Origin of the sequence: Enterococcus sp. LX10 (assembly GCF_023539285.1) — a bacterium.
Lineage (GTDB): Bacteria > Bacillota > Bacilli > Lactobacillales > Enterococcaceae > Enterococcus > Enterococcus faecalis.
Map to the genome: position 1 here is coordinate 1,155,558 of NZ_CP092784.1, position 22,643 is coordinate 1,178,200.

The 22,643-nt window shown below is 35.5% G+C and carries 20 protein-coding genes and 1 riboswitch; of the genes, 18 read left to right on the plus strand and 2 right to left on the minus strand.

All coding sequences use genetic code 11. From position 1 onward, the window contains the following. The first annotated feature begins 151 nt into the window (after positions 1-151). On the plus strand, positions 152-1,327 hold the full coding sequence (gene ftsW2 / locus MKZ30_RS05570; protein WP_002377695.1) for a peptidoglycan glycosyltransferase FtsW2: 1,176 nt from the start codon (positions 152-154) through the stop codon (positions 1,325-1,327). Then, the gene (rodA2, locus tag MKZ30_RS05575) at positions 1,293-2,441 is read left to right on the plus strand and encodes a peptidoglycan glycosyltransferase RodA2 (protein WP_002357833.1); all 1,149 of its coding nucleotides are present in this window, start codon (positions 1,293-1,295) and stop codon (positions 2,439-2,441) included. Before ftsW2 ends, rodA2 begins: the two co-directional genes overlap by 35 nt. Before the next feature lie 61 nt (positions 2,442-2,502). Here rodA2 and MKZ30_RS05580 read toward each other — a convergent pair whose 3' ends face one another. Both MKZ30_RS05580 and MKZ30_RS05585 read right to left on the minus strand, forming a co-directional pair. After that, positions 2,503-3,390: a LysR family transcriptional regulator gene (locus MKZ30_RS05580; RefSeq protein WP_002357832.1), complete on the minus strand. Its 888-nt coding sequence runs from the start codon at positions 3,388-3,390 to the stop codon at positions 2,503-2,505. A 23-nt stretch (positions 3,391-3,413) separates the two neighbouring features. Next, positions 3,414-4,289 (minus strand): LysR family transcriptional regulator, encoded by an 876-nt coding sequence (locus MKZ30_RS05585; RefSeq protein WP_033600774.1) that lies wholly within the window; start codon positions 4,287-4,289, stop codon positions 3,414-3,416. Positions 4,290-4,541: 252 nt separating this feature from the next. Beyond that, a riboswitch (M-box (ykoK) riboswitch) is annotated at positions 4,542-4,712 on the plus strand. 113 nt (positions 4,713-4,825) lie between these two features. Between MKZ30_RS05585 and mgtA the strand changes: the two genes are divergently transcribed. The 16 genes from mgtA (at position 4,826) to MKZ30_RS05660 (ending at position 22,628) form a co-directional block, all read left to right on the plus strand. Next, the gene (gene mgtA / locus MKZ30_RS05590) at positions 4,826-7,486 is read left to right on the plus strand and encodes a magnesium-translocating P-type ATPase (RefSeq protein WP_033600776.1); all 2,661 of its coding nucleotides are present in this window, start codon (positions 4,826-4,828) and stop codon (positions 7,484-7,486) included. Between the two features lie 243 nt (positions 7,487-7,729). Then, the gene (hemW, locus tag MKZ30_RS05595; RefSeq protein ID WP_002360468.1) at positions 7,730-8,878 is read left to right on the plus strand and encodes a radical SAM family heme chaperone HemW; all 1,149 of its coding nucleotides are present in this window, start codon (positions 7,730-7,732) and stop codon (positions 8,876-8,878) included. A gap of 225 nt (positions 8,879-9,103) precedes the next feature. Further along, positions 9,104-10,147 carry a heat-inducible transcriptional repressor HrcA gene (gene hrcA, locus MKZ30_RS05600; protein ID WP_002357828.1) on the plus strand — a complete coding sequence of 348 codons (1,044 nt, stop codon included), beginning with the start codon at positions 9,104-9,106 and terminating at the stop codon, positions 10,145-10,147. Between the two features lie 54 nt (positions 10,148-10,201). After that, positions 10,202-10,741, plus strand: coding sequence for a nucleotide exchange factor GrpE (grpE, locus tag MKZ30_RS05605; protein ID WP_002357827.1), 540 nt, complete (start codon positions 10,202-10,204; stop codon positions 10,739-10,741). Positions 10,742-10,800: 59 nt separating this feature from the next. Further along, positions 10,801-12,630: a molecular chaperone DnaK gene (dnaK, locus tag MKZ30_RS05610; protein ID WP_002357825.1), complete on the plus strand. Its 1,830-nt coding sequence runs from the start codon at positions 10,801-10,803 to the stop codon at positions 12,628-12,630. A 114-nt stretch (positions 12,631-12,744) separates the two neighbouring features. Next, positions 12,745-12,867 (plus strand): hypothetical protein, encoded by a 123-nt coding sequence (locus tag MKZ30_RS13320; RefSeq protein WP_002357824.1) that lies wholly within the window; start codon positions 12,745-12,747, stop codon positions 12,865-12,867. 54 nt (positions 12,868-12,921) lie between these two features. Beyond that, on the plus strand, positions 12,922-14,091 hold the full coding sequence (gene dnaJ, locus MKZ30_RS05615) for a molecular chaperone DnaJ (protein ID WP_002357822.1): 1,170 nt from the start codon (positions 12,922-12,924) through the stop codon (positions 14,089-14,091). A gap of 104 nt (positions 14,092-14,195) precedes the next feature. After that, positions 14,196-15,098, plus strand: coding sequence for a helix-turn-helix domain-containing protein (locus MKZ30_RS05620; protein WP_033600777.1), 903 nt, complete (start codon positions 14,196-14,198; stop codon positions 15,096-15,098). A 169-nt stretch (positions 15,099-15,267) separates the two neighbouring features. Next, complete coding sequence (locus MKZ30_RS05625; protein ID WP_002384628.1) at positions 15,268-15,411, plus strand: hypothetical protein; 144 nt, start codon at positions 15,268-15,270, stop codon at positions 15,409-15,411. 63 nt (positions 15,412-15,474) lie between these two features. Beyond that, positions 15,475-16,005, plus strand: coding sequence for a S16 family serine protease (locus MKZ30_RS05630; protein ID WP_016615759.1), 531 nt, complete (start codon positions 15,475-15,477; stop codon positions 16,003-16,005). Next, positions 15,989-16,630, plus strand: a complete 642-nt coding sequence (locus tag MKZ30_RS05635; RefSeq protein ID WP_033600778.1) for a hypothetical protein — start codon at positions 15,989-15,991, stop codon at positions 16,628-16,630. Before MKZ30_RS05630 ends, MKZ30_RS05635 begins: the two co-directional genes overlap by 17 nt. Beyond that, a complete protein-coding gene (locus tag MKZ30_RS05640; protein WP_033600779.1) occupies positions 16,623-17,873 on the plus strand; it encodes a radical SAM/SPASM domain-containing protein in 1,251 nt (416 codons plus the stop codon). Before MKZ30_RS05635 ends, MKZ30_RS05640 begins: the two co-directional genes overlap by 8 nt. Further along, on the plus strand, positions 17,857-18,744 hold the full coding sequence (locus tag MKZ30_RS05645) for an ABC transporter ATP-binding protein (protein WP_033600781.1): 888 nt from the start codon (positions 17,857-17,859) through the stop codon (positions 18,742-18,744). Before MKZ30_RS05640 ends, MKZ30_RS05645 begins: the two co-directional genes overlap by 17 nt. Beyond that, positions 18,716-19,471: an ABC transporter permease gene (locus tag MKZ30_RS05650; RefSeq protein WP_002419805.1), complete on the plus strand. Its 756-nt coding sequence runs from the start codon at positions 18,716-18,718 to the stop codon at positions 19,469-19,471. The genes MKZ30_RS05645 and MKZ30_RS05650 overlap by 29 nt, the downstream gene beginning before the upstream one ends. 132 nt (positions 19,472-19,603) lie before the next feature. Next, the gene (locus tag MKZ30_RS05655; RefSeq protein ID WP_002377683.1) at positions 19,604-20,338 is read left to right on the plus strand and encodes a metallophosphoesterase family protein; all 735 of its coding nucleotides are present in this window, start codon (positions 19,604-19,606) and stop codon (positions 20,336-20,338) included. A gap of 97 nt (positions 20,339-20,435) precedes the next feature. Then, positions 20,436-22,628, plus strand: coding sequence for a Tex family protein (locus tag MKZ30_RS05660; protein ID WP_002381943.1), 2,193 nt, complete (start codon positions 20,436-20,438; stop codon positions 22,626-22,628). The last annotated feature ends 15 nt before the right edge of the window (positions 22,629-22,643 follow it).

Below are 22,643 nucleotides of genomic sequence, written 5' to 3' on the forward strand. Positions count from 1 at the left end.
TTTTTAAAAGTAGCGAAACTAGGTGAAATGAACCAAGTCTAGCTACTTTTTGTTATGTAAGCTTAGTAATAGTTCTATAAAAAACTCTCTATTTGTTTTCTAATTCAGACTGGTAAGATTGATTTAATTAGAAAAAGATAGAGGTGAGAGAATGAATCTACGTACTTTAGGTCTAACAAAAATTCTTTTGACCTTTATTATATTAAGTATTATTGGCGCGTTAATGATTTATAGCGCCAGTAGCTATGACTTGCTGATGCAAGGCGTGAAGCCCACTGCTGTGTTTATTAAACAAGGCATTATTATGTGTCTCAGCTGGGTGCTAATGTTCGTGATTTACAAAGTTCGACTAGAAGTGTTATTTAATAAAAAAATTGCGATTGGACTGCTTTTAGTTTCGGTACTATTACTGTTAATGGTTCGACTACCTTTTTTTGGTGTAGCAGCGAATGGCGCACAACGTTGGATTTCTCTCTTTGGAATCCAATTTCAGCCATCAGAACTTTGTAATTTTGCGATTATTTATTATTTGAGCTGTTATTTAGGTGAAAAAGAAAATGGCTTGACAACGAAGCAGTTAAGGAAACAATGGCTGTTTGTGTTGGTCGTTGCATTTTTAGTTTTGATCCAACCCAAAGTTGGCGGGGCTATTCTTATTTTAGTTATTGGCAGTGTCTTGATTTTCTCAGCAAGTATTCATGCAAAATTTAGTGTAATTGCTGCGGGGATTGTCGTTGCTAGCGCGGCGCTTCTTTCTAAAATAATTATTTTTCTAGGGGATCACCAGTACTTACCACATTTTTTTGCGCATGTGTATGACCGCTTAGTTGTTTTGAAAAATCCGTTTTTATCCTTTCATGATCGCGGATTTCAGCCTTCAATGGCCTATTTAGCAATGTATAACGGTGGGTTTTGGGGCACCGGACTAGCCAATGGTATGGTAAAAAAAGGTGGCTTGCCAGAAGGTCAAACCGATTTTATTTTTGCGGTGATTGTGGAAGAACTTGGTCTGATTGGCGGCTTACTATTGCTATTTCTTTTGTTATTTTTAGCGGCCTCGATTTTGCGGAGTAGTTGTGTAATAAAAAATCATTGTTACGGCTTGTTTTTGTTAGGGGTCGGGACCTTGATTTTAGCTCAAACGGCGATTAACATTGGTGGCGTTTTGGGTTTGATTCCAATGACAGGAATTCCTTTACCGTTTGTTAGTTACGGTGGGACAAGCTATTTAATCTTTTCAGTGGCATTAGGAATCGTCATTAAAATTATTGCAAACGAAAGGCGGCAGTTAAATGGTCAATACAAAAAAATTCAACTTACATCTTAATTATGATTTATTATTGCCCATTTTTTTACTCACACTTTTATCTTCTGGTGTGCAATATTGGATTGCCGTTAATGAAGGAAAAGATGGAACTGTGCCAGCATTAAAACAACTTTTCTTTATTTTTGTTGGCTATGCAGGCATGTTTTTAGCTAGTCGGCTGTCACAGAAGTTTATTTGGAAAGTAGCTCCTTTTTTCTATGGGTTTTCATTAATCTTGATGAGCGCTTTGTATTTTTCCTATGATAAAGGAATGTATTTATTGACGGGCACAAAGCGCTGGTTAGATTTAGGGTTTATTAAATTTCAGCCATCAGAAATTGCGAAAATTGCGTTTATTTTAATGTTGGCAAAAATTATTGTCCAACACGAGCAACAAGACTGGTCTGATAAATGGCGTTCAGACAAGCAACTTCTAAAAAAAATCGTTGCGGTTAGTGTCCCTGTTTTTTTCTTGATGGCGGTACAAAAAGATTTTGGAACATCCCTTGTTTTCGTAACGATTATCCTATCTCTTTTAGTTATTTCAGGAATTGATCGCAAAATTTTAATCATTATTTTCAGCGCTTTAGCAACGTTAGGCGTGGTCTTGATTCTGTTAGTCTTTACAGAGTGGGGGCACAAAGTACTCTTCTTTTTACATTTTAAACAATATCAATTGGATCGAATTTTAGCATGGATTCATCCCTATGATTATGTCGATAAAATCTCCTATCAACAAGTACAAGGCTTATTGGCAATCGGTTCGGGTGGTTTATTCGGCAAGGGTGTACATGGGATTGAAGTGTATGTTCCTGTTCGTGAGTCTGATATGGTTTTTACTTTTATTGGGGAAGCCTGGGGCTTTGTGGGCAGTGCCACCGTTGTTTTTCTCTATTTTTACTTGTTTTATCAAGTTTTAGTAGCTGGCTTGCGGAGCAATTCGCGTTTTTGTATGTACATCTGTGTCGCCCTCATTTTTTCGTTGGTTTTTCAAACGGTGGAGAATATCGGTGCGGTGATTGGACTGTTGCCGTTAAAAGGTATTCCGCTTCCGTTTTTAAGTCAAGGAGGCACTTCGTTAGTGATGGCTATCACTTCTTTAGGATTTGTCAAAGGAAGAGAAGCCGCTACCTGAAAACACAAATAAAAACCAAGACTGGAACTCGCTTGCCGACAAGCTCTAGTCTTGGTTTTTACTATTGAAATTGTTTTTGGCATTCAGCCAAAAGTTGTTGAAGTTGTCGACTCATGTAACGTTCTTTTAAATAATAAACTGCCATGTTTCGTTTAGGTAGTTCTTGGTAAGTCAGTGTATGAATCGAATTGTCTAAAAGTTGAATATTTGTGTATTCGGGGACAATAGCGAAACTATCGGAATGAGACACCAAGTGAGTAATAAGTGAAAGAGTATCCACTTGAATGACTTTCTCTGGAGAAAAATTAGAAAACGTAGTATCTAGCCAATTGGTTAATTTGTTTTGCTCGGAAAATTCGGTATTTAAACGGACGAAGGGGTACATTGTTAGTTCTTTTAAAATTTCTTCCGTCGTGGCTTTGGCCAAAGCTGGATGATCGTTTCTTAAAATGAATTGATAATTTGCTGTAAATAAATCAATTTTACCAATATGTTCAGGTAATGGTAGGTCAGCAAAGGAAATACCAAAATCTGCATCCATTGTTTCCAAGGATTGAAGAATATTTTCTGTAATAATAGTGTGGACTTGTAAGTTGGATGAACGATCCGTTAATGTTGTCATTAGTAAGTCATTCAATTTATATTCTAAATCACAGAGATAAGTGGCTACATAAATATGGTTGGAAGAATGATTAATTTCTTTTAGCTCTTCTTCAATTGAGACCAACTCATTGGTGATGCGCCAACAATATTTTTCTAAAATTAATCCAGCTGGTGTTAAGGTGGTAGTTTGGCCTTGGCGATTAAAAAGTTCAGCGCCTAACGTTGCTTCAAGAATTTTTATTTGCTTACTTAATGCAGCTTGAGAAATTGCTAAATTTTCGGCTGCTTTAGTAAATTGTTTCACTTTGCATAACTCTAAAAAATAATGTAAACGAAATAGTTCCATGGGAATTCCTCCTTTTTCTATTCCTAGAATAAATAACGTAATTGTTCGAATAAATAACGGTGTGCTTCACAATGTCCGTGATGATTATTCTGAACTAAATAGATGGCTCGTTCTGGACTATCTTCCAGAGGAATACCAACTAAGTTACGTCTGTTTAGTTCATCAGTGAGTGAATAGGGAAGGATGCTACAGGCTTTTTCTCGTTGGACCATGTCTAAGACTAAATGAAGAGAAGGGAGTTCGATGACGATTTGCCGATTTTCCCAATTGATTTTACGTTCCCAACGTTTAAACACTTTTTTTTCATATACTTGATCGGAATATGCAGCAAAAAGTAAAGAACGAATTTCGTCAATCGTTACGCTATCGGCATGGGCTAAAGGATGATTTTTATTGACACAAAGGAGATAGCTTTCTGTATAAATTAATTCTTTCTCTAATGGAATCGAGGTATCCAAAAATATCCCAATCCCAATGTCAATTAAATCTGTTTCCAAGGCTGTTTCAAGATCGTAATAATACTTAAAATCAATACTTACATACGGATAGGATTGATTAAATAACAACAAGACTTCTCCAAATGCTTTATCTATATCAATTAAGTTTGTTCCAATCCGAATGGTCGTTGTCGATCCTTGGGTCACTAATTCATTAATCTCTTCTTGCGCTTCCTTAATGAGTGCAAAAATCATCTCTGTTCGCTTGGCGACGACTTCGCCTGCTGGAGAAAGCCGACAATGTTTCTTGTCTCTTAAAATTAATGAAGCACCTAATTCACGTTCCAACTCCTTGAGCTGGGTACTTAAATAAGGTTGACTCGTATGGAGCTTTTGAGAAGCTAAAGTAAAACTCGCATACTTTGAAACTGCCATAAAATATTCTAGTTGTTGTAATTTCATTTTCCTCACCGCCGTTTCTTTAACTATACAAAAAATAGCAGAAGAAGAGCTTCTCGACAAGGCTATCTGACGGTCTTTAGATTAATTTAACCAGTTATGATTCTATGAATAAATACGAATCATACCAGAAAACCATAGTAAATAAGCGGATTATTTTTCTTTTTGTTACTGAATGGACAAAAAGTTATCTACTAAAAACTTTTTCTATATCGTTATTTTTTCATGGAAGAATTATACTTGCTGTTGTAATTAAATAAGATTTGTTAGGTGAGGCTCCTATACAAACATAGGCTACTGCCCAAAAATGTCGAGAGACGCCAATGGGTAGAACAGGAACTGTCGAATGAAGGCTTTTCTTAAGGTAGCTAAAAGCAATCGCTTTTTACGTTGTATAGTGCTAAAGCTCAACGATAAGAACGATTATTCTTTGACACGTTGAGTTTTCAGCGTGTCTTTTTTTGTGGAAAGGGTGAGGAAAATGGAAGATGAACCGCTCGTCAATTCAAGTCAACAACAGATAAATGAGGTGAAAGAAAATGGAAAAGAAAATGCGTCACTTGGGCCATGACTATAGTTACAAAAAGTTTGCCCATTCAGAAGTAGAAAAAGTTTTACAACGTTTTGGCTCAACTTGGGATGGCATTAAACACCAAGATATTGAGGAATTACAAGAACGTTATGGCCGCAACAAAATTATGAATGAAAAAAAAGCTTCACGGCTGCGACTTTTTATAAAATCGTATATCACGCCGTTTACTTTGGTGTTATTAGCACTAGCCACGATTTCATTCTTTACAGAATATGTCTATGCTGCGCCAGAGGAAAAAGATGTTACTGGCGTGTTAATTATGTTAGCGATGGTCATCTTAAGCGGCACGATGAGTTTTGTCCAATCAGTCAAATCAAGCAATGCAGTTGAAAAATTACAAAATATGATTAAAGTTACAGCGACAGTCATTCGTGACAAGAAGCAAATGGAAATTCCAATTGAGGAAGTTGTGTGTGGCGACTTAGTCCAACTATCCGCTGGCGATATGATTCCAGCCGATTTACGTTTAATCCAATCTAAGGACTTATTTGTTTCCCAATCATCCTTGACTGGAGAGAGTTTTCCCATTGAAAAACACGCGACTCATCAAAAAGATAGTGATCAAATTGATACAGAATACGACAATCTTTTGTTTTTAGGAACAAATGTAATTAGTGGCACTGGTTTGGGCATTGTCATTAAAGTTGGTAATCAAACTTTATTCGGACGGATGGCTTCTGATAACGGAGAAGAGCAGCAGCAGACGAGTTTTGAAACAGGAATTAATAAAACAACGTGGGTGCTGATTCGCTTTATGTTGGTCATTACGCCAACTGTTTTTCTAATTAATGGGTTAACAAAAGGCGATTGGGTGGAAGCATTAATGTTCGCGATTGCCACAGCTGTCGGCTTGACACCAGAAATGTTACCCATGATTGTAACAACCAATTTAGTCAAAGGTTCTCGAGAAATGGCTAAAGAAGGCACGATTATGAAAAATGTCAATGCCATTCAAAATTTTGGCGGGATGGATGTACTTTGTACGGATAAAACAGGTACCTTAACACAAGATAAAGTAATTTTAGAATACCACTATAATATTGGGTGCCAAGAAGATCAAAAAGTCTTGGATTTAGCATTTCTAAACAGTTATTTTCAAACAGGTTTGCGTAATTTAATGGATAACGCCGTTATTCAAGCGGCGACGCAAGAAAGTGATATACGATCAGATGATTTTTATAAAGTAGATGAAATTCCTTTCGATTTCAATCGACGTCGAATGAGCGTGATTATCAAAGAGTTTAAAACGCGAGAAACACGCTTAATTACCAAAGGTGCGGTTGAAGAAATGCTCTTGGTCTGCACACAGGTACTTTTAAATGGCGAAATTGTGCCCTTAACAGAGACGCTACGTCAAAAAATTACCAAAGACGTTGAAGCTTTAAATCGAGATGGTTTGCGCGTTCTAGCAATTGCCGATAAAAAAGTCGAAGCGGCTGAATGGGAGTATACAACTAAAGATGAATCAGAGTTGATTTTACAAGGTTATCTTGCCTTCTTGGATCCGCCAAAAGAAACAGCAGCGGCAGCTATTCACGCCTTGCATCAACATAATGTAGCTGTGAAAGTATTAACGGGGGACAATCAATATGTGACGCATTCTGTTTGTAAAGAAGTTGGTCTGGCTGGCGAAAAAATTATTACAGGAAATGAACTTCAACAATTAAACCAAGAAGAATTAAGAAAAACCGTTCAAGCGTATAATATTTTCGCCAAAATTACGCCTGACCAAAAAGTTCGTATTGTAAATGCGTTAACTGAAAATGGTCAAACTGTTGGCTTTTTAGGTGATGGAATAAATGATGCTGGAGCAATGCGTGCTGCTGATGTGGGAATCTCTGTTGATACAGCTGTCGATGTGGCGAAAGAATCGGCGGATGTAATTTTATTGAGAAAAGATTTAATGGTTTTGGAAAAAGGAATTTTATCTGGACGGCGCGTGTTTACGAACACGATGAAGTACGTCAAATTAACAGCAAGTTCTAATTTTGGCAATGTTTTTTCCGTGATCCCAGCAAGTATCTTTTTACCATTTTTACCGATTGCTCCGATTCAATCGCTATTATTAAATCTAATTTACGATACTTCGTGCATGTCAGTTCCTTGGGACAAAGTAGATGAAGAATACGTAGAAAAACCAAAAAAATGGGAACCAAAATCAATTGGTAATTTTATGCGTTGGTTTGGCCCAACGAGTTCTATTTTTGATATTGTTACCTATTTATTTATGTATTTCATTGTGTGTCCGGCTATCCTAGGTGGCTCATTCTTTGAATTAAATGGAGCAGATCAATTGCTCTTTATTGGTATTTTCCATGCAGGGTGGTTCATTGAGTCCTTATGGTCCCAAATGCTCGTCTTGCATTTCCTACGAACAGAAAAGATGCCTTTCCTTCAAAGTAGTGCTTCTGGAATTATGACGTTAGTCACTACAGCAGGGATTGTTCTCGGAACTGTTTTACCCTTTACCGCTTTCGGTGCAGAACTAGGATTTGTCGGTTTATCACCAAGCTATTTCTTGTATTTAATCCCGACAATTGTTGCTTATTTGGCACTGGTTGCGTTCATTAAAGTTTTATACGTCAAACGTTACGGTCAATTACTGTAACTGATTTGTACTATTATATATAGAAAAATTTTTTTACTTTTCTTTCAAGGTTGAGGAGGTGTCGGTTTTTATGACAGCTCCTCGTGGTTGTTTTAAGTGACTGTGCGAATTTTTTTATGGATTTATTTGTCATTTACAGTTAGTATGGCTAGTAGAGACTTTCCAAAAAGAACGAGCTTTTTGGTAATAAGGAGATAAAACGAGCTAATGACCAAAACAAACCAACTTTCAACTTCAACGCCGATGTTCGATCGGTCGGCCTATATTCATATTCCATTTTGTGAGCATATTTGTTATTATTGCGATTTTAATAAGGTCTTTTTAGAAGGTCAACCAGTTGATGAATATATTCAGAGTTTATTAAAAGAAATTCAACTTACGCAAGCATTGTATCCAGAACAAGAAATGAAAACCATCTATATTGGCGGAGGCACGCCAACTTCATTATCAGCGAAACAGTTAGATGTGCTACTAAAAGGGGTTCGCGAACAGCTAACATTTGATGACCGAAATGAATTTACGGTGGAAGCAAACCCTGGTGATTTAACCCAAGAAAAATTACAAGTCATGAAAAACTATGGCGTCAATCGTCTTTCGATGGGCGTTCAGACATTTGATGATCGCTTGCTCAAAAAAATCGGCCGCAAGCACACCGCCGCAGATGTTTATGAAACAATGAAATTTTTAGAGAAAGAAAATTTTACCAATGTCAGTATTGACTTAATCTATGCTTTACCTGGACAAACATTGGAAAGTTTTCGCGATACTTTGACAAGAGCCTTAGCATTGGATTTGCCGCACTATTCGCTTTATTCATTAATTCTTGAAAATAAAACAATGTTCATGAACTGGGTTCGTCAAGGACGATTACAGCTGCCTGAAGAAGAAATCGAAGCACAGATGTTTGACGAAACGATTGAAGCAATGGAGAAAAAAGGACGGCACCAATATGAAGTCAGTAATTTTGCTTTAACAGGAAAAGAAAGCCAGCATAATCTGGCTTATTGGAATAATGACCACTACTATGGATTTGGCGCAGGTGCCAGCGGCTATCTTGGGCAAACTCGTTACAAAAATCACGGTCCAATCCAACATTATTTGAAACCCTTGCGAGAAAATCAATTGCCAATTGTGGAGACTGAAGAATTAACTCGTCTAAATCAAATAGAAGAGGAGCTATTTTTAGGCTTACGTAAAAAAGTAGGTATTTCTAAACAAAAATTCCAACAAAAATTTCAGGAACCAATTGAAGCGATTTATGGAGAGGTCATTCAACGCTTAATCAAAGAAGAATTATTAATTGAAGAAGCAGATATCTTACGTTTAACGAAAAAAGGACTATTTGTGGGGAATAATGTTTTTGAAGCATTTTTGTTAAGTGAAAAAGAGTAAAAAAATAAAAAAATCATCGAAGTGTGACAAAGCATTTCGATGATTTTTTTATTACAAAAGTTGGTATTGATGGTTTTTGAAGGTGGTTTGCAGCGATTAGCACTCTTGTGTGAAGAGTGCTAAAAAATTGCGTATTTCCCTTGACAAAAAGGTAAGGACTTGTTATATTAGTATATGTAGTTAGCACTTAGATGTTAAGAGTGCTAATGAAGGGTGGTAATAACGATGATTACAGAAAGACAACAAAATATCTTGAGACTTATCATCCAAAATTACACGAACACGGGCTTACCTGTCGGTTCTAAGAAATTGATGGAGGATGGCATTGCCTCTAGTTCTGCCACAATTCGTAATGATATGAAAGCATTAGAAGAATACGGCTTATTAGCTAAGACCCATTCTTCTTCAGGGCGGATTCCCTCAATGGCTGGTTATCGTTACTACGTGGATCATCTTTTACAACCAACACAAGTAGAAGAGAACGAACTTAGAAGGATCCGTCAATCTTTTGGAAAAGAATTTCATGAGATTAATGATATTATTCGACAATCAGCTGAAATTCTATCAGAATTGACAAGTTATACTGCTTTTTCATTAGGACCTGAAGTGAAAGAACGGAAATTAACCGGCTTTCGAATGGTTCCTTTGAATGATCGGCAAGTCCTTGCTATTATAGTGACAGATAAAGGCAATGTTGAAAACCAAGTATTTGCCATTCCTGCCGCTGTTTCTAGCCAAGATCTTGAAAAAATGACACAAATCATCAATGATAAGTTGGTTGGACAACCTTTGTTGACCGTTTATCATCGTTTGCGGACGGAGATTCCGATGATTTTACATCGCTATTTCCAAACGCCAGAAGGAATGATGAACTTATTCGATGAGATGTTAGGACATGCCTTTGAAGAAAAAGTCTTTGTCGGTGGTCGCATGAATTTGTTAGATTTTGGCATCAAACAAGATATTGAACAATTGAAATCTGTCTATTCCTTTATGCAAAATTCTGATGAGCTGACGCATTTATTAAATGGTTCTGCAACAACAGAAAATCCAATTGTTTTTCGTATCGGCTCAGAAATTGGCAACAATCTCTTAGAAGATATGAGCATGATCACTGCTACGTATGAAGTATCAGGACATGGCAAAGGAACAATTGCCCTGCTAGGACCAACCAGTATGCCGTATTCAAAAATATTCGGTTTGGTAGACACGTTTCGACATGAGCTAGCTTCACAACTAGGTGACTATTACCGTTTTTTAGGTAATTAAGCAAACCTTGTTAGGATAAGAAGTAGATGCATAAAGAGAAAGGAAGTTGCTGAAGTGAGTAAAAAAGAAGAGAAGCAAGAAGAATTACAAGAAGAAATGGAAGCTGTTGATGCTGCTGGCGTTTCTGAAGTAGAAGTTGAAGCAACAGAGATTGAAAATCTTAAAGCAGAGCTTTCCGAAATGGAAGACAAGTTCTTGCGGGCAAGAGCCGAAATTGCTAATATGAGCAATCGAAATAAAAACGAACGAGAATTATTAGTTCGTTACCGCTCACAAGATTTAGGTAAAAAGATTTTACCATCTATTGATAATTTAGAACGAGCAATGGCCATTGAAGTATCAGATGAACAAGGCGAAAGCTTGAAAAAAGGTATTTCGATGGTGCTAGAAAGTATTACTGTGGCTTTAAAAGAAGAAGGAATTGAAGAAATCCCAGCAATGGGTGAAACCTTTGATCCAAATTTACATCAAGCCGTTCAAACAGTCCCTGCTTCTGAAGAAACCCCAGCAGATACTATTGTTGAAGTTCTACAAAAAGGGTACAAATTACAAGATCGTGTGTTACGACCATCAATGGTCATTGTTGCACAATAACAAACGTTAATTAAAAATATATTATTATAGAAAACTAATACAGATTGGAGATATTCACTATGAGTAAAATTATTGGTATTGACTTAGGAACAACAAACTCAGCTGTCGCAGTGCTAGAAGGCGGCGAAGCAAAAATTATTGCAAACCCAGAAGGTAACCGCACAACTCCTTCGGTCGTTTCATTCAAAAACGGTGAAATTCAAGTGGGTGAAGTAGCAAAACGTCAAGCTGTTACAAATCCTAACACGATTTCATCTATTAAACGTCACATGGGTGAAGCTGGCTACAAAGTTGATGTTGAAGGAAAATCATATACACCACAAGAAGTTTCTGCAATGATCTTACAATATTTAAAAGGTTTTGCTGAAGACTATTTAGGTGAAAAAGTTGAAAAAGCAGTTATTACAGTTCCAGCATATTTCAACGATGCACAACGTCAAGCAACAAAAGATGCTGGTAAAATTGCTGGTTTAGAAGTAGAACGGATCGTTAACGAACCAACAGCAGCAGCTTTAGCTTATGGTTTAGATAAAACAGACAAAGATGAAAAAATTCTTGTCTTTGACCTTGGTGGTGGTACATTCGACGTGTCAATCCTTGAATTAGGCGATGGCGTTTTCGATGTATTATCAACAGCAGGTGATAACAACCTAGGTGGGGATGACTTTGATAATAAGATCATTGACTACATGGTTGCAGAATTTAAAAAAGAAAATGGCATTGACTTAGCTAACGATAAAATGGCGTTACAACGTTTGAAAGATGCTGCTGAAAAAGCGAAAAAAGACTTATCAGGTGTAACAAGCACACAAATCAGCTTGCCATTTATTACTGCTGGCGAAGCAGGACCATTGCACTTAGAAATGAACTTAACTCGTGCAAAATTTGATGAATTAACAAGTGATTTAGTTGAACGTACAAAAGTACCAGTACGTCAAGCCTTAAAAGATGCTGGATTAAATCCTTCTGAAATCGACGAAGTTATCCTAGTTGGTGGTTCAACACGTATTCCAGCTGTAGTTGAAGCTGTTCGCAAAGAAACAAACAAAGAACCAAACAAATCAGTTAACCCTGACGAAGTAGTAGCAATGGGTGCTGCTATCCAAGGTGGCGTAATCACTGGTGATGTTAAAGACGTTGTCTTATTAGACGTAACACCGTTGTCATTAGGTATTGAAACAATGGGTGGCGTATTTACAAAATTAATTGATCGTAACACTACGATTCCAACAAGTAAATCACAAGTTTTCTCAACTGCTGCTGACAATCAACCAGCTGTTGATATTCACGTTTTACAAGGTGAACGTCCAATGGCTGCTGATAATAAAACATTAGGGCGTTTCCAATTAACAGATATTCCTGCGGCTCCTCGTGGTGTGCCACAAATTGAAGTAAGCTTTGACATTGATAAAAATGGGATTGTAAATGTTCGTGCGAAAGACTTAGGCACTCAAAAAGAACAAACAATCACGATTAAATCTTCTTCAGGTTTATCTGATGATGAAATCGAACGTATGGTGAAAGATGCTGAAGCAAACGCTGAAGCAGATAAACAACGTAAAGAAGAAGTTGACTTACGTAACGATGCAGATGCTTTATTATTCACTGTTGATAAAACATTGAAAGAATTAGAAGGCAAAGTAGACGCTGAAGAAGTGAAAAAAGCAGAAGATGCGCGTGATGAATTAAAAGCAGCCATCGAAGCAAACGATATCGAACAAATGAAAGCAAAACGTGATTCATTGAATGAAATCGTCCAAAACTTAACAGTAAAACTTTACGAACAAGCTGCGCAACAACAAGCACAAGAAAATCCTGAAGCTGCTCAAGGTGGCGCTGATGATGTTGTTGATGCTGATTTTGAAGAAGTAAATGGTGATGACAAATAATCAATAACAATTGATTTTAGGGACTGGATCATTAGTACAATGACTAATGTCCCAGTCCCTTGTCTTTTGTGAGAAAATCAACCACAATCAAGTTAGCAAGAAACTATTTAGGTTTTGAAAGAACTGTGGTATGATTACAACGATGTTAAACAAGCTGAAAATACCTATTCACAGCTAGTAACACTGATTCAAGGTGTGACAGATAATCCAACCAGAGAGACCGAAAGCAATCGATGAATTTGGCTGGTTCTAAACACATTGTAAAGTTTGAAGAAAGTTGGAGGGAAGTCAATGGCGACGAAAAGAGATTATTATGAAGTGCTAGGATTAGCAAAAGGTGCTTCAGATGATGAAATTAAAAAAGCATACCGCAAACTTTCCAAAAAGTACCATCCAGATATTAACAAAGAAGCCGATGCGGAAGAAAAATTTAAAGAAGTTTCTGAAGCGTATGAAGTATTAAGTGATCCACAGAAAAAAGCGGCCTATGACCAATATGGCCATGCAGGAACTGATCCTAATTACGGTGGCGGCGCTGGTGGCTTTGGCGGTTTCGGTGGCGGTGGATTTAGTAGTAGTGGTTTTGGTGGATTCGAAGATATTTTCGATTCATTCTTTGGCGGCGGCGGTGGCCGTTCTGTTGATCCAAATGCACCAAGACAAGGCGCCGATTTACAATATACAATTCAATTGAAATTTGAAGAAGCTATTTTCGGTGTCGAAAAAGAGATTAAGTACAATCGAGAAGATACTTGTGCAACCTGTGGCGGTAATGGCGCCAAACCAGGCACACATCCAGAAACTTGTCATAAATGTCATGGCTCTGGAACAATCAATGTTGAACGTCAAACGCCATTAGGTCGTATGATGAGTCGTCAAACTTGTGATGTGTGTCATGGCACAGGGAAAGAAATTAAAGAACCATGTCCAACTTGTCATGGCACAGGTCATGAGAAAAAAGCACATACTGTCAAAGTAAATGTGCCTGCTGGAGTAGAAGACGGTCAACAAATGCGCTTAGCTAACCAAGGAGAAGCGGGTACCAATGGTGGACCTTATGGTGATTTATATGTAGTCTTTCGTGTTGAAGATAGTGATATTTTCGATCGAGATGGCGCAGAAATCTACTACGATTTACCAGTAAGTTTCGTCCAAGCGGCTCTAGGGGACGAAGTAACTGTCCCAACTGTTCATGGTGACGTGAAATTAAAAATTCCGGCTGGAACACAAACTGGCACAAACTTCCGCTTAAGAGGCAAAGGTGCGCCACGTTTACGTGGTGGGGGCAATGGTGATCAACACGTGAAAGTGAAATTAATAACACCAAAAAATCTTAATGAAGAACAAAAGGATGCCCTACGAGCTTTTGCAAAAGCTGGCGGACAAAATGTAACTGAACAACAAGAAGAAGGCTTCTTTGATAAAATGAAAGATGCGTTTGGCGGTAAGAAGAAAAAATAAAAGAGACAACCCAGTAAGTCATGAATATTTCGTGGCTTGCTGGGTTTATTTTTCCTTTACATTTGAATAAAGTTATATTACGATGAGAAAAAAGGGTGAATATTATGGTGCTAGATATTGGTAAAAATATCCAGATGTTGAGGTGTAAAAAAGGATTATCTAGAGAATCCCTCTGTGAAGATGAAAGTAAACTTTCTGTCAGGCAATTAACTAGAATAGAAAATGAAAACGCAAACACTACGATTAGTGTACTAAACTTTATAGCGAAGCAATTAAATGTGGCTGTAGTAAATTTAATTGAACAAAAAAGTGAACTGCCTAGAGACTATTTAAAATTAAAACATAAAGTTTTTAAAACGTACCCTGTGATAGGTAGCTTGGAAAGGTTAAAATATAAAGAAGGGATTTTAGAGTTAATATATGAAAAGTATTTTTTTGATCTTCCGTTAGAAGAACAACTAACTATTGAATTAGAAAGTTCAATAATAAGTACTGTAGTAACTAAAAATGTAGACTACATGGAAAATCTTTTGAAAAATAATTTTAAAAGATTAATAGAACCTGAAGTTTATGGTATTAACGAATTATTACTTTCAAAGATATATTTTGAGATGCTCCATAGTTACGGATGGAATGAAGGTGAATTTAGTAAAATATTAAAAAAATTAATCTGTAGTATCAATTACTTGTATGATTTAGAGCTTGTTATTTTGGATGGAGTTTTCACTTCCGTTGCTAGTATTTGTTTTAGAAAAAAAAGATATGAGGATTTATACAATATAATCAAATTTTCTAAGCAAATAAGAAAGCAGGCTCACTGGTTAAATAACTGGGCAATATGGGAAATGTTAGAAGGAAAATATGAAGTAGTTGTTAACAAAAATTTGGGCAAAGCTGATAATAAATACTTGACTGCAATAAATATAGCTGAGTTATTAAGTGATTACCTATTAAAAGAAAAAATATTAGATGAATGGGAGAAAGACAAAAAAATAATTATGCCTTAAATTGTGTTTATAGTCAAGAACAAAAAAGTCATTTTTAATTAAATCATTCTTGTGTATTATGTTACAAAGAAAGGAGATTTATTATGGGAAATGAATGGTGGATTGTTTATACATTGAATAATTAGGTATTTAACCTAATTAAAATATATTTTTTTAGGAGGATTGGGTAATGAAAAAAATGTCAGAAATTTCGATGGTAGAAAAGAAAGTGATGGAAAACACAAAAAGTAAAGTCAAGAAAGAGGTAAGTAATCTTTCGAAAGTATATTCTTGCTGCGCAAAAACTCAACGTCAAGTAAATATACACATTTAATAAAAAAACTCACTATAAAATCTTTATTTTATAGTGAGTTTTTTTTAAAAGGAGGAATTAAAAATGTTTTATGTTCCTGCAATTTCTGAAGATAGATTTGTAGAATATTTTGAAATTCAGATTGCCCAGTCAGATACTACTGTAATTACAGGGTTAGTAGGTTCGCAAATAAAAGATTCAGTATTTATAGCGAAAACATTGCTTAAAAATAATAAACAGAAGTTTGGTTTAAATGAAATAAAAGACTTTCATATCCATTTTACTAATAATGATATATTTAAAGATGGACCTTCGGCGTCTCTTGGGATTTTTATGGCAATATTATATTATCAGAAGTATCACACCAAAATGAAGCTAATAAATAGCGATTTTACATTTTTAGTAACTGGAGATGTTGATTTGAGGGGAAATGTCAAAGAAATTGGTGGTTTGGAGGAGAAAAGAAAATTTTTTAGAAAAGAAAATTTTTCTTTATTTGTTATACCTAAAGAAGGTAATGAAGTGTTACGTTATAGCGATGAATTAAGTTGTGATAATATTTATGACACTTTGTCTATAATAGAAATGAGGGCTTCTCATGTTGAAAAAATCTAATTATATATTTGTAGAAAGAGGAAAAGAAACTGTAAGAATAATAAATTATTTTTCTCTCACTGTTTTTGAAGTTCCTTATCAACTATGGAATAGAATTGATGATTGGGTGAAATATGATTTGGAATTAGTGGAGAAGCTAGTTGCAAATGGTATATTAGTTCAAAAAAAATATAAAGAAGAAAATTATTTGGAGTACATATACAATTCTCGCTTTTTTGAAAATAATTATTTCATAAAAATTGAAAATATCAATGATTTGAAAGAATTGAATAAAATTTGTAAAACATATAATTTATATAAAAATATATGCATAGAAATGACTTTTGAAACTGATGAATATCATTTTGAAAACTTTAATCTATTTATCAGAAATAGTTCTACATTAAAACTGAAAAACAATAAAAATTTTTTTGTAAAAAAATATAATGACTGCAAGCAAATACATGATTACCCTGAGGAATTACTTTTTTTATTTGGTATGTTTCCTTCATTGCAAGTAACGTTTGGCTTTTTCAAAACTATGCTTAGCAATAAAGATATTTGTCAAGAATTTAATGAAAGTAAAATATCAATATACAATAATATAAGGGATGAATATAAAGCTGTGTTGGAGAGGGATGAATAAATTGGAAAGACTTAGTAAGTATGTTGTAAAAACTAGGATAAATAAAAGTCAGACTGCGCTTTACAATATGTTAACAAAACAACATATGCTCATTGATAACGAAAATAGAGACTCCATGTATCCAGAATTAGAACATCAGTTTTATATGAATAAAACATGTAAATCTGACAAAGAAGAACTGTTGAATCCTGTAAGAAATTCATATTTATTTTCAGACAAAGTTGCACGATATGTCATTCATTTAAATTATGATTGTAATTTAAAGTGTAGTTATTGTTATCAGAATGTTATTTCAGAGAAAGAAGTAATGACAGAAGTTACAGTTAACGAGGTTGTTAATTTTATAAATGTTTCTGTAAACGACATCCAACCAGAACAAGTGGATATTTGTTTTATCGGAGGGGAACCCATGCTTCATTCAAAATCAACTGAAAATATTATGAAAACTTTGAGTGTACCTAGGGAGCGAACTCATTTCAATATGGTTACTAACGGTACTATAATGGGGAGAAAATACCAAAGATTGTACGATTTAGGTCTGAAAGAGCTTATGATTACATTAGATGGTCCGAGGTTAATACATGATAATTTTCGTGTTTCGAAACACGGAAGTGGTAGCTTTGATAAAATTTTGGAGAACATAGCATTATTAAATGAAAAATATCCAGATATTAACATTCAAATTAATTGTAATCTAAATGCTGAAAATGTAGATTCTATTCCTGAATTAATTCAACAATTAAAAGTACAAAATATTACCTATCCACTTATATTTAGTGATGTCATAGATACTAAAGATGAACAGTATGAATATACTTTAAAAGAAGATACTCATTGGTACGAAGTACACAAAATAGCACTGGAAGAGGGATATACATACGAACCATTTTATAGAGATATATTTTTAGGATGTAGCATGTTTCAAAAAAATAATTTTATTATTGGAGCAAATGGTTATCTTTATTCATGTATAGAAGCAGTAGGTTTAAAACAATTTCAACAAGTACATGTAAGAGAATATGGTGAATTCATGTTTGATTTTATCCGTTCGCAAGAGATTAATAAAAATGAATCTTTAGAGGACTGTATAGAATGTAAGTTTTTACCTGTTTGTGATGGGGGTTGCTATTATAAGAGATTCAGTAAAACGTTTAAATGCCCCAAAAATTCATTTGAGAGTAATTCTATCCCTCTAGTGCATGAATTTTCAGAAAGGATGTATCTTAATGGAAGAAGTGATTAAATGTCAGAACCTCACTAAAAAATTTGGACAAGAACTCATTTTTGAAGATTTATCTTTTGCAATTAATAAAGGAGAAATTTTTGTGATTCTTGGTAAGAATGGCGCAGGTAAATCAACCTTGATTAAAATTCTGTTGGGAATGATCTATGCGACCAAGGGGGAAGTAAAATATGCTGGAATTAAAAAAAATAATTCTGCTCAGCTATATAGCAAAATGGGAGCAGTTTTGGAATCAGTAGACAATATCTACCCTTTTTTATCTGGGATAGAAAATATTCGTTATTTTCTAAGTTTATCTGGAAAATCATACAAGAAGGAAAAACAAAAAGTTCATCAATGGGTCCAACGCTTTCAGTTGCAACAAGCTATTCACAAACCGGCAGGAGCTTATTCACGAGGTATGCAACAAAAATTAGCCATTATTTGTGCGTTAGTTAAAGAAACAGATATTTTATTTTTAGATGAACCAACCTTAGGTTTAGATTTTCAGTCAAATAAAGAAATTATGGAAATTATTGAAGAATTAGCGCACCAAGAGCAAAAAACAATTGTCTTAACCTCCCATCAAGCGGATGTTTTAGAAACCTTGTCAGATCGAGTCTTGTTGTTAAATAACGGTAAGCAATTATATTATGGTAGCTATTCGACCTTTATAAAACAATTTGAATCTGATATGTATGAAATAGTTTTTAATTTTTTAGGAGAACCCTCAAAAGAAATAATTCTTGAAGGAGAGGAAACAGCACAGCTAGAACTACAAAATTTAATCAAACAAGGGTACCAAATTAATAGATTTGAAAAACGTAAGAAAAACATTGAAGAAATTTTAAGGGAGGTTTATCATGAAAATTCTACAAGCATTCGTTGGTGAACTTCGTAAATATTTACTTGAAATTAAAATGTATTACCCTGACCAAATTGTGAGTACAGTGATTACGATTTTTATTTTTATTGGTATGGGATTAATGAGCGGAAACACGTCGGAAAGCTCTTTTTATATTGGATTTGTCTATTGGTTTTTATTAAGTAGTTTAATTGGCGAAGCCTCAGTTTCAACTTCTAGTGAAAAACAAATGGGTGTTTTGGAACAATTAATGATTCAACCAATCGGTTTGAAAAAACTAATTTTAATTCGTTCGAGTATTTGGGGTGTCGTTAATTTAGTGAAAGTTCTTGTAGCACTTATTATTTTAAAAGTGATTTTAAATTTAACTTTAGGCTTCCATATGCTCTTGGTTCCTATTTTTTTTATTGCAAGTCTCGGAATTCTTGGGTTTACGATGCTTTTGTGTGGCCTAACGTTAAAGTTTACTAAAACAGCTTCTTTTGAGTCGATTATTTCATATGGAATAATGATTTTATCAGGTGCGATTTTTCCTCTGGGATTATTACCTAATTGGCTTCAAAAAATAGGTCAATTACTACCTATTACTAAAGGAATCAAAATTAGTCAAACCTTGATTCAAGGTGAAGCAATTTCTAGTGGAGAATATCTATTATTTATTATTATTTCTGTTAGTTATCTGACTTTAGGAATTTTAGCGTTTGATAGTATTTATGACAAGAGTAAATCTGCAGGTGTAGATCGTAGATATTAACAGAATAAGCTGACTCTCTTAAAAGTTTATTGAAAAGTAAACTTTTAAGAGCTTTTTTATTTCCAAACATTTTACGAGAATATTTTAAAATTTAGCGTATACTTAATATAAGCAAGTTAGGAGGGCTTATTTATGAAACCATATGTTTATGTAATCAGTGATATTCATGGACAAGCAGATTTGTTTGATGCCTTACTCACAGACTATGACCCAGTCGAGCATCAGCTAGTTTTAATTGGTGATTTAAACGACCGTGGTCCGCATTCTAAAGCCTGTTTTCTCAAAGGAAAAGAACTTGTCGAGCAACACGGCGCTGTTTATTTACGAGGCAATCATGAAGAATATTTTTTGCAGTTTCTTCAAAATCCAGAGGACTGGTTTGCAGGATATGTTCGCAATGGTGGCAAGGAAACAATTGAAAGTCTCTTGCATCCAGGAGCTACTGCAGAATACTCACCAACAGAAATGGCCTTAATGATCCGTAGTCGCTATCCAGAGTTAATTGATTTTTTAACAAAACGACCACTTTATTTTGAATGGCAGCATTACTTATTTGTGCATGCTGGGGTTGATTTAACGATGGAAGATTGGCGGCAAACGGCACCTAAGGATTTTTTGTGGATTCGCGAACCCTTTCATCAAGGGAAAAATAATACAGGCAAGACCATTGTTTTTGGGCATACCATTACTCCGATGTTACATGGTGATATGCAGACCACGGACCTTTGGCAAAGTGATGGAAAAATTGGGATAGATGGTGGTGCTATTTTTGGCGGCTCTGTGCATGGTGTGATTTTTAATGAAAAAGGCATTGTCCAAGATATCGAATATCAAAAACGCACCCCTGCGTGGCAACCAGAATTTTGATTCCTTAATCGCACGAATCAGTTACCTCACTTCTATATTTAGAAGCAAAAATATGCTAAAATAGATAAGTATGCATAAGAAAAGAGGTATCTAGTTAATGGCAGAAGCTTATAACGAAGAAGTAGTAGCGCTACTTCAAAAAGAATTGACAACGTATCGTTCAAAACAAATAACAACGGTTTTAACTTTATTAAATGAAGGAAATACAGTTCCTTTTATTGCCCGTTACCGGAAAGAAATGACTGGAAGTTTAGATGAAGTCCAAATCCGTGAAATAGAAGAACGTTATCATTATCTACAAAACTTGAAAAAGCGGAAAGAAGAAGTTCTCCGTTTAATTGAAGAGCAAGGAAAACTAACAAAAGAACTCAAAACAGATATTCAAAAAGCAGTAAAAATGCAACAAGTGGAAGATTTGTATCGACCATATAAACAAAAACGTCGGACCAAAGCGACTATCGCGAAAGAAAAAGGGTTGGAACCATTAGCAGATTGGTTGCTCTCTTTACCTGAAAACGCGGATATCTTAGCCAAAGCGGCTACTTTTATTAATGAAGAAAAAGAAGTTGCAACCGCCGAGATAGCCTTGCAAGGTGCTCATGAAATTTTAGCAGAACGTATTAGCGATGAACCAAAATACCGAACATGGTTACGTGATTATATGGTTAAACATGCACAATACGTTAGCGTAGTTAAGGATGAAGAAAAAGACGAAAAGCGGACCTATGAAATGTATTACGATTTTGCAGAACCAGTTAGCAAAATGGTGCCGCACCGTGTCTTAGCAACGAATCGTGGTGAAAAAGAAGACATTTTAAAGGTTTCGCTTGTCGCTGATGAAACAAAAATTAATGATTATTTCCAACGTCAACTAATCGGCAAACAAGCAACAAGTTTTGCTGCTCCATACATTGAGGCTGCTTATTTAGATAGCTATAAACGATTTATTGGACCAGCGATTGAACGGGAGATCCGCAATGAATTAACAGAAAAAGCTGATGAACAAGCGATTGCAATTTTCGGTGAAAATTTACGTAATTTATTATTACAGTCACCACTTAAAGGAAAAGTTGTTCTAGGATTTGACCCGGCTTATCGGACAGGCTGTAAATTAGCAGTTGTCGATGAAACGGGTAAAGTTTTAGCAATTCAAGTGATTTATCCACATAAACCAGCGACTGCTGCGAAACGTGAAGCCGCTGGTCCAGCCTTTAAAAAGATCATTGAAGACTATCAAGTGGACATGGTAGCTATTGGAAACGGAACGGCAAGTCGTGAATCTGAATTGTTTGTGGCAGAGCAATTAAAAGCGGTGAAGCGTGACGTCTTTTACGTGATTGTTAATGAAGCAGGGGCTTCCGTTTACTCTGCGAGTGAAGTAGCTCGTAAAGAGTTTCCTGATTTACAAGTCGAAGAACGAAGTGCGGTCAGCATTGCACGTCGTTTACAAGATCCGTTGGCAGAATTAGTAAAAATTGATCCCAAAGCAGTCGGGGTTGGTCAATATCAGCATGACGTATCGCAAAAACGTCTTGCCGAGCAATTGGATTTTGTTGTAGAAACTGCGGTAAACCAAGTTGGTGTTGATGTGAATACAGCGAGTGCTCAACTTTTACAACATATTTCTGGCTTAAATAAAACAACGGCGCAAAACTTAGTCACTTATCGTGATGAAAATGGTGTCTTTACAGCACGAAATCAAGTCAAAAAAGTACCTCGTTTAGGACCAAAAGCATTTGAACAAGCAATTGGCTTTTTACGAATTCCTAATGGCAAAAATGTGTTAGATAACACTGGCATTCACCCAGAAAGTTATCCAGTAGCACAAGCAATTTTAGAAAAAGCAGAGATTGCTTCTAAAGAATTAGGGACAGCAGAAGCTATCGAAAAATTGAAACAGTTACCAGTGAATCAATTAGCTACTGAGTTAGAAGTGGGTTCAGAAACACTCACGGATATTATTGCTAGTTTAATCCAACCAGGTCGTGATATGCGCGATGAGATGTCAGCGCCACTTTTACGTAAAGACGTGTTGACGATGGAAGATTTGAAACCAGGAATGGAAATGCAAGGGACTGTTCGAAACGTAATTGACTTTGGTGCGTTTGTCGATATTGGTGTGAAGCAAGATGGCTTAGTCCACATTTCTAAGTTAAGTCCTAAATTTGTTAAGCACCCAACGGATGTTGTTGCGGTGGGTGATGTAGTCACAGTTTGGGTAGAAGATGTTGACTTGAAAAAGGGGCGTATTAGTTTAACCATGTTGCCTCGGGCTGATAGAAAAGAGTAACAATGAAAGAGTCTC